12 protein-coding genes and 1 pseudogene are annotated in these 13,942 nt (G+C 71.4%); 6 read left to right on the top strand and 7 right to left on the bottom strand.

Annotated features, from left to right (window positions below):
• Positions 1-40 precede the first annotated feature (40 nt).
• Complete coding sequence (locus Q0C41_RS04695) at positions 41-691, bottom strand: hypothetical protein (RefSeq protein WP_291981384.1); 651 nt, start codon at positions 689-691, stop codon at positions 41-43.
• Between the two features lie 133 nt (positions 692-824).
• Between Q0C41_RS04695 and Q0C41_RS04700 the strand changes: the two genes are divergently transcribed.
• A complete protein-coding gene (locus tag Q0C41_RS04700) occupies positions 825-1,766 on the top strand; it encodes a threonine/serine dehydratase (RefSeq protein WP_291981386.1) in 942 nt (313 codons plus the stop codon).
• A 9-nt stretch (positions 1,767-1,775) separates the two neighbouring features.
• Here the strand turns inward: Q0C41_RS04700 and Q0C41_RS04705 are convergent, their stop codons facing one another.
• Together Q0C41_RS04705 and Q0C41_RS04710 are read right to left on the bottom strand one after the other, a co-directional pair.
• Positions 1,776-3,173 carry a hypothetical protein gene (locus tag Q0C41_RS04705; protein WP_291981388.1) on the bottom strand — a complete coding sequence of 466 codons (1,398 nt, stop codon included), beginning with the start codon at positions 3,171-3,173 and terminating at the stop codon, positions 1,776-1,778.
• Positions 3,170-3,955 carry an SDR family oxidoreductase gene (locus Q0C41_RS04710; protein WP_291981390.1) on the bottom strand — a complete coding sequence of 262 codons (786 nt, stop codon included), beginning with the start codon at positions 3,953-3,955 and terminating at the stop codon, positions 3,170-3,172. The genes Q0C41_RS04705 and Q0C41_RS04710 overlap by 4 nt, the downstream gene beginning before the upstream one ends.
• 39 nt (positions 3,956-3,994) lie before the next feature.
• Between Q0C41_RS04710 and Q0C41_RS04715 the strand changes: the two genes are divergently transcribed.
• Positions 3,995-5,080 carry a hypothetical protein gene (locus tag Q0C41_RS04715; protein WP_291981392.1) on the top strand — a complete coding sequence of 362 codons (1,086 nt, stop codon included), beginning with the start codon at positions 3,995-3,997 and terminating at the stop codon, positions 5,078-5,080.
• Position 5,081: 1 nt separating this feature from the next.
• Positions 5,082-6,215, top strand: coding sequence for an ArgE/DapE family deacylase (locus Q0C41_RS04720; RefSeq protein WP_291981395.1), 1,134 nt, complete (start codon positions 5,082-5,084; stop codon positions 6,213-6,215).
• Positions 6,216-6,277: 62 nt separating this feature from the next.
• Here Q0C41_RS04720 and Q0C41_RS04725 read toward each other — a convergent pair whose 3' ends face one another.
• The 4 genes from Q0C41_RS04725 to Q0C41_RS04740 all read right to left on the bottom strand — a co-directional run bounded on the left by Q0C41_RS04725 (position 6,278) and on the right by Q0C41_RS04740 (position 9,842).
• A complete protein-coding gene (locus Q0C41_RS04725; protein WP_291981397.1) occupies positions 6,278-6,556 on the bottom strand; it encodes a hypothetical protein in 279 nt (92 codons plus the stop codon).
• A 187-nt stretch (positions 6,557-6,743) separates the two neighbouring features.
• Positions 6,744-7,679, bottom strand: a complete 936-nt coding sequence (locus Q0C41_RS04730; RefSeq protein ID WP_291981400.1) for a proline dehydrogenase family protein — start codon at positions 7,677-7,679, stop codon at positions 6,744-6,746.
• Positions 7,676-8,800 carry a 1-acyl-sn-glycerol-3-phosphate acyltransferase gene (locus tag Q0C41_RS04735; protein WP_291981402.1) on the bottom strand — a complete coding sequence of 375 codons (1,125 nt, stop codon included), beginning with the start codon at positions 8,798-8,800 and terminating at the stop codon, positions 7,676-7,678. The genes Q0C41_RS04730 and Q0C41_RS04735 overlap by 4 nt, the downstream gene beginning before the upstream one ends.
• Before the next feature lie 31 nt (positions 8,801-8,831).
• A complete protein-coding gene (locus Q0C41_RS04740; protein ID WP_291981404.1) occupies positions 8,832-9,842 on the bottom strand; it encodes an isocitrate dehydrogenase (NAD(+)) in 1,011 nt (336 codons plus the stop codon).
• Between the two features lie 20 nt (positions 9,843-9,862).
• Here Q0C41_RS04740 and Q0C41_RS04745 point away from each other — a divergent pair, with 20 nt between their 5' ends.
• The 3 genes and pseudogenes from Q0C41_RS04745 to Q0C41_RS04755 all read left to right on the top strand — a co-directional run.
• On the top strand, positions 9,863-11,266 hold the full coding sequence (locus tag Q0C41_RS04745) for a DUF255 domain-containing protein (protein ID WP_291981406.1): 1,404 nt from the start codon (positions 9,863-9,865) through the stop codon (positions 11,264-11,266).
• A 22-nt stretch (positions 11,267-11,288) separates the two neighbouring features.
• Positions 11,289-13,157 carry a transketolase gene (locus Q0C41_RS04750; RefSeq protein ID WP_367079126.1) on the top strand — a complete coding sequence of 623 codons (1,869 nt, stop codon included), beginning with the start codon at positions 11,289-11,291 and terminating at the stop codon, positions 13,155-13,157.
• Positions 13,158-13,180: 23 nt separating this feature from the next.
• A pseudogene (locus tag Q0C41_RS04755) lies at positions 13,181-13,942 on the top strand (hypothetical protein); the annotation flags it as partial.

Consider the following 13,942-nt stretch of genomic DNA (forward strand, 5'->3'; position numbering starts at 1 on the left):
GTCGGACACGTCCGACGGCTACCGTGTGAACGCTGAACGGCTACTTGAAGCCCAGGCCGGCGCTGAACACGAACATCGTCACGACCGGGTTGCCGACGTAGTCGGCCTCGAGCGGCTTCGCGGCGAGGCGGTAGTAGCGACCGTCGAGCGTGAAGGCGATGTGCTCGCTGATGAACCAGCGGGCCCCGCCGCCGACGTTGATCGTCAGCAGTTGCGGGCTGTAGGTGAGGTCCGATTCGGCGCGGCCGGCCTTCAGCTGCGAGAACCCGAGCCCGCCGCCGATGTAGCTCCAGCCGCGGCTCGACCCGAAGTTCAACGACAGCTGCGGCACGATGCCGCGCACGCGGAAGTCGCCGGGCGTGATCGGCGCGTCGACGGCGCCTTCCTCCGGTTCCCCCGGCGTCTGTGTGCCGCCGATCATCAGCAGCGAGGCACCCAGGCCGAGGGTGACCTTGCCCCGGACGGGGTAGACGTGCACGCCGGCGTCGATGCCCAGCACCGACTTGGGCAGCTCGCCGAGGGCCAGGCCCCGGGGCGACGCCAGCTCCTCGGAGCGGCCGACGCTGCTGTACGCCCCCCGCAGGTCGATGACGAACGGACCCGGCGGCGCGGTCACCTGGGCCGACACGGCGGCCGGCGCTGCCAGTAAGCAGACACTGACGAGTAGCAGGGCACGGAAGGCGGCGCGCATCGCTGCAAGTATAGGCGGGGAGCGCCGACCCGTTAGAATTCGGCATGGCCGGTCCCTCGTTCCCGCGCACACGCCCTGACACCGCTGTCTTGCAGGCCGACCGATCACGCTCGACGAAGGGCCGGGCCTAGCCGTGCTCGCGACACTGGAAGGCATGCGCGCCGCCGCCGCCCGCATCGAGGGCGTCGCCCGTCGCACGCCCGTGCTCGACCTGGCGCCGCTGGTGCCGCTGCAGGTCAAGTGCGAGCAGATGCAGCCGATCGGCGCCTTCAAGATTCGCGGCGCCTTCAACTACCTCGCCCGCATGACGGCGGAGCAGCGCGCCCGCGGCGTCATCACCTACTCCTCGGGCAACCACGGGCAGGCGGTGGCCTTCGCGGCGCACCGCTTCGGCGTGCCGGCGGTGATCGTGATGCCAGAGACGGCGCCGCTGGTGAAGGTCGAGGGGGCCCGGCGCTGGGGGGCGGAGGTCCTGTTCGCCGGGACGACCACCCTTCACCGCCAGGCCCGCGCCGAGGCGCTCGCCGGTGAGCGCGGGTTGGTCGTCGTGCCGCCCTTCGACTGCCTGCCGATCGTCGAGGGCCAGGGAACGACGGGCCTGGAAATCGTCGAGCAGGTGCCTGACGTGCGGACGGTCGTGGTGCCTGTCGGCGGTGGTGGCCTGATTTCCGGGGTGGCTGCCGCGATCAAGCTGACCGACCCGTCGATCCGCGTGATTGGGGTCGAGCCGGCCGGGGCGCCCAAGATGTCGCAGTCGCTGGCGGCGGGCATGCCCGTGACCTTGTCGTCGGTGAAGAGCATTGCCGACGGCCTGATGGCTGTGCGTCCGGGCGTCCTCAACTTCCTGCACGTGCAGGCGTTCGTGGACGAGGTGATCACCGTCAGCGACGAGGAGATCGTCGGGGCTGCCCGCCTGCTCTGGGACACGGCCCGCCTCGCCATCGAGCCGAGCGGCGCCACCTCGGTGGCTGGCGCGCTGCCGCGACTGGCCGACTGGGCGCGGGAAGGCCCGGTCGTCGCGGTCCTCAGTGGGGGGAACGTGTCACTCGCCGCGCTGGCCGACCTGCTGGCCTGACTCGCCCCGTCACAGGCCCGATTCCGGCGGGCCCGGGGCCACGAGCCTTCGCGCGGCCTCCAGCGCGTCCTCGAGCGTCGTCACGAGGCCGTCGAGCTGCTGCTCGTAGACGGCGCGAAGCACCTCGCCCATCGCCGGACCGGGAGCCACGCCGAGGGCGATGAGGTGGCGTCCGAGCAGCACGGGGGCCGGCGGCGCATGCTCCACGCCGAGCGCGTGCACGCGATCGAGGAACCACTGCCCGAACGAGCAGTCGAAGACGCCGCCGCGGCCGTTGCAGTCGGCCTGCGACAGGCGGGCCAGCAGCACCATGTCCACCTTGCGCGCCAGTCGCCGGAACGCCCCGTCCGACACCGGCGCCGACGCTTTCCACCACGCGCCCGGCAGCATGTGCCAGGCGACCAGGCCGAGCATCTGGGTCCGCACCGGGTAACCCTCGAGCGTGTGGACCTGCCAGGCGTCGAGCAGCGCCGTCGCGAGTGGCACGCCCTCGCTCTCGTGGCCAGGTGACTTGATGCGACCGTCGATCAGGGCGGTGACGAGTGGCTTGCCGATGTCGTGCAGCAGCGCGCCCACCATCAGCGCGACCTGCTCGGGATACGTGAACGTCTCCTTGCGCGTCGCCGCTTCATCGACGACCAGGCACGTGTGCGTCCAGACATCGCCTTCGGGATGCCATTCGGCATCCTGCGGGCAGGACGCCAGGGCCTCGAGCGTCGGCCACAGTCGTGACACGACGTCGAGGTCGCGGGCCAGGTGGAGGCCCAGCGACGGCCGCGAGGCGCGCAGCAGCAGCTTCTCCAGCTCGCCCCAGACGCGCTCGGCCGGCAGGTCGTCGAGCGGGGTCGCGCGACAGACGCGCGCCGTCGTCGCCTCCACCGCGCAGTCGAAGCGGGCGGCGAACTGCAGCGCCCGCAGCACGCGCAGGCTGTCGTCGCCGAACGTCTGCGCATCGACCATCCGCAGCACCCGGGCGTCGAGATCGGCGCGGCCGCCGTGCGGATCGAGGTACGCATCGGTCAACGGATCCCAGCCGATGGCGTTGATCGTGAAATCCCGGCGGCGGGCCGCCTCGGCAAAGGGCAGTGCCGGATCGCCATGCACCGCGAATCCCTTGTGGCCTCGACCCACCTTGGACTCGCGCCGCGGCAGCGACACGTCGAGGCCCTGCACCTTGAACACCGTGAAACTCTCGCCGACGGTGTTGACCGGTCCCCAGCGGGCGAGCAATGCCTTGAGATCGTCGGCCGGCATCCCGAACACCTCGATGTCGAGGTCCTTGGACGGGCGGCCGAGCAGCGTGTCCCGCACGAAGCCGCCGACGACGAGGGCGCGGCCGCCGCGGTCTCGCACGGCCTCGGCGATCGTTCGCGCCAGCGCCAGCGCGTCGGCGTCGGTCGTCGTCATTTCGGCGTGCGGCTGAATCGGGTCGCGACCCAGTCGGCCAGTCCCGGCAGCAGCGCCGAGGCGGCCGGCACGAGGCGCGACAGGCGCATCGGATAGACGTCGGCGCGGGGATGGCGCAGGGCCCGGACCATGGTCGCCGCCACGTGTTCCGGCGACTGGCGGGGACCGGCGCCGGACACGTCGAGTCCCCACTCCCTGACCATGGCGCGCCGGAACTCGGTCTCGGTGCTGATCGGGTAGACGAGGGTCACGTGGACGCGGGTGCCGGCCAGTTCCGCGCGCACCGATTCGCCGAGCCCGACCTGCGCGAACTTGGTCGCGGCGTAGGCCGCCATGCGCGGCACGCCCTTGCGCCCGACGATCGACGACACGATGAAGAGATGCCCGCGCCCGGCCTGGCGGAAGTGCGCGACGGCGGCCCGCGCGGCGTGGAACGTCCCGAAGAAGTTGACCTCCATCAGGCGGCGCATGCTGTCGGCGTCGGTCTCGTCCAGCCGGCCGTTGTAGCCGAGCCCGGCATTGCAGACCATGACGTCGAGGCGGCCGGTCGCGTCGAGGGCGGCGGTCACGAGGCGCTCGACCTGGGCCGCGTCGGTGACGTCACACGGCACGGCGGTGGCCGCGCCGCCGGCCGCGACGATCTGGTCGACCACCTGCGCCAGCTGCGCCTCCCGCCGGGCCCCGAGGACGACGTGCAGGCCTTCGCTGGCGAAGGCCCGCGCGCAGGCCTCACCGATCCCCGAGGAGGCACCCGTGATCACGGCGGTCCGACGGTCGGTCACCCGGGCATCGTAGCAGCCGCGGATGCTATCCTCGGCCGTATGAATGCTCGCCTCACTCTCGCGGCCGCGACCGTCGCCTTCATGGCGGCGGGCCTGCTGCGCCCGGACGTGCTCCTGATCGCCCAGCAGCCGGCGGCCCTGCCGCCGGTGCCGCAGAATCTGGCCTCGCTCGAGACCCATCTCGCCGACATCCGCATGCTCACCGACAAGGGCGAGAACGCGGAGGCGTATTTCTCGCCCGATGGCAGTCACCTGATCTTCCAGTCGTCACCGGACCCGGTCGCGTGCGACCAGATGTACGTGATGAAGATCGACGGTTCGGACGTCCGTCGTGTCAGCAACGGCCAGGGCCGCACCACGTGCGGCTTCTTCAGCCGCGATGCCAAGCAGATCGTCTACGCCTCGACGCACGGCAAGTCACCGGCGTGTCCCGACCGTCCGTCGATGGCGCGGGGGTACGTGTGGCCGATCTTCGACGGCTACGACATCTACACGGCCAAGGCTGACGGCAGTGGCACCAGGGCGCTCACCTCCTCGCCCGGCTACGACGCCGAAGCCACCGTCGGTCCGCACGGCCGCATCGTCTTCACGAGCGTGCGCGACGGTGACATGGAGATCTACTCCATGGCCGGTGACGGGTCCGACGTCAAGCGCCTGACCAACCTGCCAGGGCCCGACGGCGGCGCCTTCTACTCGCCCGACGGGACGCAGATCGTCTTCCGCGGGCGCCACCCGCAGGCCGGCTCCCCGGAGTTCGTCGAGTACTTCACGCTGCTCAAGGAGGGCCTGTGGAAGCCCACCTCGACCGAGCTGTACATCATGAACGCCGATGGCTCGAACCTGCGGCAGATCACCGACAACGGGGCGGCCAACTTCGCGCCGTTCTGGACCCCGGACGGCAAGCGCCTGATCTTCTCGTCGAACCTGCACAACCTGAAGGGCCGCAACTTCGACCTGTTCCTCATCAACGCCGACGGGTCGGGGGTGGAGCAGGTGACGCACCACCCGGACTTCGACGGGTTCCCGATGTTCTCGCCCGACGGCACGCAGCTCGTGTTCGCGTCCAACCGCAACCAGAAGACCCGGGGCGACACCAACATCTTCCTGGCGCGCTGGAAGCCCTGACATGGAACGCACTCGCCAGTTGCTGCGCGACCTGGTCGCGATCAACTCGGTGAATCCCTCGCTGGTGCCGGGGGCCCCGGGCGAGGCCGAGGCGGCGGCGTGCCTCGCGGCGTGTCTGCGCGAGTCCGGCCTCGACGTCACGGAAACCGACGTCGAGCCGGGCCGCCCCAACGTCGTCGGCGTGCTCGAGGGCGCCCAGCCCGGGCCGACCCTCCTGCTGTGCGGGCATCTCGACACCGTCGGGGTCGACGGCATGGACGACCCGTTCACCCCGATCGAGCGTGACGGGCGCCTGTATGGGCGCGGCACGCAGGACATGAAGTCCGGGCTGGCCGCCTGCGTCGGTGCCGCCAGGCTGCTCGCGGCCGAGGGCCTCGCGAAGGGCCGCGTGCTGGTGGCCGGCGTGGTGGACGAGGAGTACGGCAGCCTCGGCGCCGATGCCCTCGTGCGGGACTGGCGCGCCGATGGCGCGGTGATCACCGAGCCGACCGATCTGAGTGTCGGCGTGGCCCACAAGGGCTTCGCGTGGCTGGAGCTGCAGACCTACGGCAAGGCCGCGCACGGCAGCCGACCCGAGGAGGGCCGCGACGCCATTCTCGCGATGGGGCGGGTGCTGGGGGTGCTGGAGCGTTTCGACCAGGAATTGCGGGCACGGCCGACGCATCCCCTGCTCGGCAGCGGGTCGCTGCACGCCTCGACGATCGCGGGCGGCACCGAGGCCAGCATCTATCCGGCGCACTGCCGCCTGTTCATGGAGCGGCGGACGCTGCCCGGTGAGGATGGCGCCCGCGCCCTGCACGAAGTCGAGCAGATGCTCGCCGTGCTCCGCAACAACGACCCCGAGTTCCGCGCCGACGTGCGGCTGGTGGTCGAACGACCCGGGTACGATCTCGATCCGGCGGCGGAGTTGCCGCAACAGCTCGTGGTGGCCGGCAAGGCGCGCGGCCTCGAAGCGCGCATCAGCGGCATGAGCTACTGGACCGACGCCGCCATCTTCGGCGCCGCCGGCATCCCCACGGTCATCTTCGGCCCGCGCGGCGCCGGCCTGCACGGCCCGATCGAGTACGTCGAACTCGCCAGCGTCGACGAGTGCGCGTACACGCTGGCCGCCCTCGCCCGGCAATTCCTCGGCTAGCCACGCTCGGCGCCGGCGCGCCCTGGGTGGGGCGCCAGCGCGTCGATCACGTGCGTAAGCTGTTACTGCCGGATGCGGTGACGCAGCGGATCGCCGGCGTACGTGCGCTGGTAGGCGCGGTCGCCTGTCTCCCATCCCGGTGAGTCGTGCTGGCAGCCGACGCAGCGGAGCGTCACGCGCCTGCCGTCGACGTGCAGATACCGATCATGGCCATTGAGCCCGCACAGGGCCTGGCGAAGCCACGTGCCGACACGGGCCGTGTGGTCGGTGACGGAGCGCCCCCGCGCGCGTACCGCCGGGAACGTCGTGGTGAACTGCGTGGCCTGGGCCTCACTGGCCATGGTGCTTCTCCTTCCTCGCTTCGGGACTCGCGGGCGCTGGGGAGCCGACGCGTGTGCCCTCGTCCGGTTGAACGCTGTGGATGGCGACGAGCGAACGACAGGAGAGAAAGCGAGGACCATGCCAGCGCCGGGGCGCAGGGCGTGGAGGCACGGTCGAGTGGGCGAATGCGGGCGGGAATGGGCGAGCTCAGCCCTCGCGGACCAGACTCTTCAACACGAACGCGACGTTGGCGGGGCGCTCGCCGAGACGACGCATGAAGTATGGGAACCATTCGCGCCCGTACGGAATGTAGACACGGACCCCGAAGCCCTCGCGGGCGAGCGACGCCTGCAGATCACGCCGCACGCCGTACAGCATCTGGTACTCGAAGGCCGACGCCGCCAGCCCGGCTGCGGCGGCAATCCGGCGCGCGTGCGCGATCATCAGCGGGTCGTGCGTCGCGATGGCCGGGAACTGGCCGTGCGGCAGGAGCCGCTCGAGCAGGCGCACGTAGGCGGCATCCACCTCGGCCTTCGACTGGTACGCGACGCTGGCCGGCTCCTTGTAGGCGCCCTTCACGAGCCGCACACGCGCGCCGAGCGCGAGCACACGGTCGAGGTCCGCCTCGCTGCGCTTCAGCGCCGACTGCAGCACGACGCCGACGTTCGTGTGTCCCTCGCGCCAGACCTGTTCGACGAGCGTCAGCGTGGCGTCGACGTACGCCGAACTCTCCATGTCGACGCGGACGAAGAAGCCCTGTTCGCGCGCGAGGGTCAGGATCCGCCGCAGGTTGCCGCCCGCGTCGTCCAGCGACAGGTCGAGCCCCAACTGCGTCAGCTTGATCGAGATGTTGCGGCCGATGCCGGCGGCGGCGATGCGCGGCAGCATCGCCAGGTACGCGTTCGTGGCGGCCCCGGCTGCCTCGACGGTGGCGACGCTCTCGCCGAGCAGGTCGAGGGTCTGCACCAGCCCCTGCGCCTCGACGGCCCGCGCCGCCGCAATCGCTTCGTCGATGGTTTCGCCGGCGACGAAGCGCCTGGCGAAGCCGCGGCGCCCACGCATGCCGTAGCGACTGGCCATCGCCTTCAGGGCGCCACTGCCGGCCAGTGCGCCGAACATCGCCTTCGAGAGGGCGTCGATCATCCCTCTGCGGTCTGACGCTTCGGATCCAGGAGGTGTTTCAGCTGACGGGCGTAGTAGCGCAGCACGAACCGATCGCGCACGCGCACGATCGATCCCTCGGGTTGCAGCACACCGCGCTCCTCGAAGGCGGCCAGCGCGAACGTCACCGCCGCCGCGGCGTCGGTCGTCTCCAGGTTGGCCCCGCTCGCCGCCAGCCGGTCGATCAGGCGCTGCACTTCCGACACCAGCGCGGTGCGCGGCATCGACGGCCGCATCACCGAGGCGACCAGCGCCGTCGGCAACACCTTGTGCAGGCGACCGACCGCGCCGAGCACCTGCTGCGCGAGGTCCATGACGTCGCGCCGCGAGTGCGCCTCGCCACCGGCGAGGGTGACGGGCCTTCCGAAGGTGACGAAGGCGCGGGACTGGTAGCCCACGGCCGTCCCCACCATCTCGGCGAGTTCGCGCGAGAACGGCCGCTGGCGTCCCTTGGTCACCTGTGGCGCCAGGATGCGATCCTCGAGCACGAGGTCGTAGGCGATGGCTACCGGCACGATGTGCAGCACTGGTACTTCGGCGAGCACGACGGCGTTGAACAGGCCGGTCTTGGCGTTCTTCAGCTCGCCGCTGTAGCTGCGGCCGCCCTCGGGGTAGAAGAACAGGTCGTGCGTCTGCAGCAACTCCGCGACGAACGCCTTGAGCGTCACCAGGTACGCCGCGTCGCGGGCGCCGCGCCGGATCGGAATGGCGCCGGTGACGTGCTTGTGCAGCAGCCCCAGCGCCCCGCCGAACAGGTTGATGCCGGCCGCGATGATCGGTGGCCGGAAGTCGTGGTCCTCGATGATGAGCAGCTCGATCAGGTAGTCGAGATGGCTCTTGTGGTTCGAGACGTAGACCACGCGCCCCGTGTCGAGCGCCTGCCGCAGGTGCGACAGGCCTTCGGGCACGCGTTCCACCTTGCGGAGGATCGGGTAGAGCGGATGCTTGAGGGCCCGGTAGATCGAGTGGCGCTGCGTGGCCCGGAGTTCCTCGAGGTAGCCCTCGATCCGGGCGAGTGCTGCCGGATCGCCGTGGGGCGGCTCGTACAGGCGCCGCACGTCGTCGCGCGCCAGCACCGCCTGCCGCAGGTCGTCGCCTATCACGGCTGACGAGTGTAGCGCAGCCGCGCCGCGACTACCGGTGCGCGGCGATCTCGCGGACGACCGCGTCGGTGAACTGGGTCGTCGTGGCGCTGCCTCCGAGGTCGCGCGTCAGCGTCGTCCCCGCGGCCAGCACCCGGCTCACCGCGCCGAAGATGACGTCGGCCGACGAGCGCTCGCCGATGTAGCGCAGCATGGTCAGCGCCGACAGCAGCAGGGCCGTCGGGTTGGCCAGGTCCTGTCCCGCGATGTCGGGCGCGCTGCCGTGCACCGCCTCGAACACGGCCGAGTTCTCGCCGAGGTTCGCGCCCGGCACCACGCCGAGGCCCCCCACGAGTCCCGCGGCGAGGTCCGAGACGATGTCGCCGTACAGGTTGGGCAGCAGCAGCACGTCGAACTGCTCGGGCCGCATGACCAGCTGCATGCAGGCGTTGTCGACGATCTTCTCGTCGTACTGGATGTCCGGGTATTCCTTGGCCACCGCTCGCGCACACCGCAGGAACAGGCCGTCGGCCTGCTTCATGATGTTGGCCTTGTGGATCGCGGTCACCTTGCGCCGGCCGTTCTCGGTGGCGTGTTTGAAGGCGAACCGGGCGATGCGCTCGCTGGCGACCGCGGTGATCACCTTGAGCCCGGCGACCACGCCGGGCACGATCTCGTTCTCCAGGCCGGCGTACAGGTCCTCGGTGTTCTCGCGGACGATGATCATGTCCACGCCCTGGAACCGTGACGGCACTCCGGGCAGGTTGGTCACCGGACGCAGGTTCGCGTAGAGGTCGAGGGCCTTGCGCAGGCCCACGTTGACGCTCGTGAACCCTTCGCCGACCGGCGTCGTCACGGGCCCCTTGAGCGCCACGCGATTGCGGATCACCGAATCCAGCAGGCTCTGCGGCAGCGTGCTGCCCGTCCGCTCGAACGCCACGATGCCCGCGTCGTGCTCCTCCCACTCGATGGCGACACCCGCCGCCTCGATGATGCGCACGACGGCGGCGCTGACCTCGGGCCCGATGCCATCTCCAGGAATGAGCGTGATGCGATGAGCCATCTGGGCGCCATTATAGAACCGTGCCCGCCATCGACTGGCAGCCGTGGCAGACGGCCGCGTTCCTCGACGCGCAGCGACGACGTCGGCCCGTGCTGCTCCTGCTCGACACGGGCTGGTCGCCGGCGTCGGCGCGCGCCCACGAGACCGTCTTCGCCAGGCCCGATGTCGTCGCCGCCATCGCGGACACGGTCGTCCCGGTCCGCGTGGACGCCGATCGCCGCCCCGACATCGCCGACCGCTATGGCCTGGGACACTGGCCCTCGCTGCTGGTCCTGACCCCGGAGGGCCACACGCTCACCGGCGGCAGCCACCTCGACGACGGGCTGGCCGCCCGCCTCAGGGAGGCCGCCCGGGCCTTCGCCGCGCGAGACGGGCAGTGGATCCTCCCGTCGGCCACGGCAGAGCCCGCCGCGGACTTTGCCGACGACGACACCGCCCTCGACGCCATCGCGGCGGCCCTCTCGGCGACGCGGGACCCATCGACCGGCGCGTGCGGTCAGGCGGGCGTGCCGTCGGCCGCGGCGGCGCTCTTCGCCCTCGCCCACGCCACGGCCATGGCCGACCCGGCCTGGGCCTCCATGGCCGCCGACACCATCGACGCCCTCGATGGCGCCTCGCCGGACTGGCGGGCCGACGGGGTCGTGGCGCTGGTGCCGTCGGTCGACGACCGCCTGGCCGTGGCTCGCCTGGACGATCAGGCCGAGTGGGCCGGCGTCCTCGCGCGCGCCGTCTCGCTCGAGCCCCTCCCTGAGTGGGTCGCCCGCCTCGACCGACTGGTGGACGGCCTCCGGCGCGCCTTTCGTCGCCCTGACGGGCACTGGCGCCCGTGGACCGGGACGCCGCGCCTCGTGCTCGTCGACAGCAGTGCCCGCGCCTGCCGCGCGTTGCTGGCCGCAGCCGTCGCCCTCGATCGGCCCGAGCTCGCGCGGGAGGCCATCGACGCCCTCGAACTGCTCGCGCCCGTGGCCTATGCCCGCGGATCCGGTGTCGCCCACGTCCTCGACGAGGGCCAGGCCCGCGGCCCGATGCTGCTCGACGACGCGATGATGCTGGCGCATGCGCTGCTCGATGCGGCGGCCTGGCGCGACGACCACGTCTATCCCGATCTGGCCGAAGAGCTGCTCCGGACGACGCTGGCTCGTCTGCAGGGCGCCTCGGGCGCGATCGAGGATCGGGTGGCCTCGCTGGCGGGCGCCGGCCGGGTCGGTCGCCTCGCCGATCCGGTCTACCCCCTGGCAGGCAACGCTGCCGCGGCGCGCCTCCTGACGCGGCTTTTTCCCGACGACGCGGGGCAGCAGGCCGAGGCCCGCCGCATCCTCCGTGCCGTGAGCTCCGAGGCCGCTGGGGCAGGTCCCTTCGGTGCACCGGTCGGGCTCGCCTGGCATGCGCTCGGGCCGGCCGGCGCCGTCACGGCCGCGTGGTAGACTGCTCGACCCGGAGGTCCTTGTGTCACCGTCAGTTGCACCCGCTACAGCCGCCCTGCGCAACGTCGCCACCCGTCTGCGAATCGACTCCGTGCGCAGCACCACCAAGGCCGGCAGCGGCCACCCGAGCACCTGCGCCTCGGCCGCCGACATCGTCGCCGTGCTGTTCTGCGACGAGATGCGGTACGACCCCAAGGATGCCGAGCGGCCCGACAACGACCGCTTCATCCTGTCCAAGGGGCATGCGGCGCCGCTGCTGTACGCCGCCTGGGCCGAGGTCGGGATCGTCTCGCGGGCAGCCACGTTGACGCTGCGCGAACTGACCAGTGACCTCGAAGGTCATCCGACGCCGCGCCTGCCGTGGGTGGACCTGGCCACCGGATCGCTCGGACAGGGTCTGGCCGCCGCCGTGGGATCGGCGCTGAACGCGCGCCGCATCGGCAGCGACTACCGGACCTACGTGATGCTCGGTGACGGCGAGATGGCCGAGGGCTCGGTGTGGGAGGCGGCGCAGAGCGGCCAGTTCCACCAGGTCGACTCGCTGTGCGCCATCATCGACCTCAACGGCCTCGGACAGAGCCGCGAGACGCAGTTCGGCCACGACGCCGAGAATGTCGCCGCCCGGTGGCAGGCGTTCGGCTGGCACGCCATCGTCGTCGACGGCCATGACATCGCGGCGGTGCAGGCCGCGTTTGCCGAGGCGCGGGCCACCAAGGGCAAGCCCTCGGTCCTCGTCGCGCGCACGCTCAAGGGCAAGGGCATCTCCATGATGGAGGGCAAGCCCGGCTGGCACGGCAAGGCGCTCAAGGCCGACGAGGCCGATGCTGCCGTGGCCGAACTCGAGGCGCAGCTCGTGCCCGAAGACGGTGCCGCCCCGCTGACCATCGCGCGTCCCTCGGGCGTGCTCGCCCGACCCGATCCGAAGGCGTCCAGCCCGGTCGAGCCCCCGACGTACACGAAGGGCGAGCTCGTCGCGACGCGCGAGGCGTTCGGCACGTCACTGGCGAAGCTGGGGGCCGCCGATGCCCGGGTCGTCGCCCTCGATGCCGACGTCAAGAACTCGACCTTCAGCGATCGGTTCGAGAAGGTGTTCCCGGAGCGCTTCTACCAGTCGTTCATCGCCGAGCAGGTCATGGTCGGCATGGCGATGGGGCTGGCGGCGCGCGGGGCGATTCCGTTTGCTGCGACGTTTGCCGCCTTCCTGACCCGCGCCTCCGACTTCGTGCGGATGGCGGGCATCAGCCAGGTCAACGTCAAGTTCGCGGGCAGCCACTGCGGCGTCTCGATCGGCGAGGACGGGCCCTCGCAGATGGCGCTCGAAGACCTCTCGATGTTCCGCAGCGTGCCGGGCTGCGCCGTGCTCTACCCGTGCGACGCGGTGAGCACCGAGAAGCTGATGGCCGAGGCCGCCGCGCATCCCGGGATGGCGTACGTCCGCACCAGCCGCCCGAAGACGCCGGTGATCTACGAGCCCACCGACAGCTTCCCGGTCGGTGGCTCGAAGACGCTCCGGTCGTCCGCGGCCGACGTGATCACCGTGGTCACCGCCGGCGTGACGGTGTTCGAAGCGCTGCAGGCCGCCGAGACCGTCGCTACCGAAGGCGTGCACGTGCGCGTGATCGACCTCTACTCGGTCAAGCCCGTCGACGTCGCCACGCTGCTGGCCGCCGGTCGTGAGACCGGCCTCATCCTGACGGTCGAGGATCACTACTCCGCCGGGGGCATCGGCGATGCCGTGTGCGAAGCGGTGTCGCCCCAGGGCCTGCGCGTCGAGCGCGTGGCCGTGCCCGGCGTGCCGCGCAGCGGCACCCCCGAGGAGTTGATGGACGTCAACGGGCTGTCTGCGCGGGCGCTGGCGGAGACCATTCGCCGACTCGTCAGCGCACGCTGACGCACGGCGGACGGCCGATCGGCATGCACGCGGGTTCTCGCCTCGGCCGGCTCGTCACGCTGATCGCCCTGGGGGCCGGTGGCCTGCACATCGCTGCGCTCGCGCAGGATGCCGGGCCACTGTCGGCCGTCCGTGACCCGGCGTGGGCGCCCGGCGGCACCCGCATCGCCGTCTCCCTGCTCGATCAGATCTGGACCATGAGGCCCGATGGCGGGGAGCCGCGGGTCTTCGCGTCGTGGCCGGAGGGTACGCCCGCGGCGGTCGAGCGCGATCCCGTCTGGGCGCCGGATGGCCGGCGCGTGGCCTTTGCCGCCGACCTCGGCACCGGCTTCGATCTCTACGTGGCTGAAGAGGGGACTCCCCCTCGCCGCCTGACCATCACCCCCGGCGACGACCGCCACCCGTCGTGGACCCCCGACGGTCGTCTCGTGTTCGCGCAGCGCGTGCGCGATCAATGGGGTCTGATGTCCATCAACGTCGACGGGTCGTCTCCTGGCGTACCGCCGCCCGTGGCGGTCGTCGTCGATACCCCGGCAGACGAGCAGTATCCGGCCGTGTCGCCAGATGGCACCCGCGTGGCCTATGTCTCCAGCCACCAGGACGATCGGGGCAGTGACGACATCTGGGTGCGTGCCCTCGACGGCGGCGGCATGGTCATGGACGCGCGTGCGGCGGCCGCTGGCGCGCGTCAGGGCGACGATCGGCCCTGGCGCGTCACGGCGACGCGGGGCCGCGAGTCGCACCCGGCGTGGGACCCCGCAGGGGCCCGGCTGGCCTTTGCGTCC

This window comes from Luteitalea sp., from assembly GCF_022842525.1.
Classification (GTDB): domain Bacteria; phylum Acidobacteriota; class Vicinamibacteria; order Vicinamibacterales; family Vicinamibacteraceae; genus Luteitalea.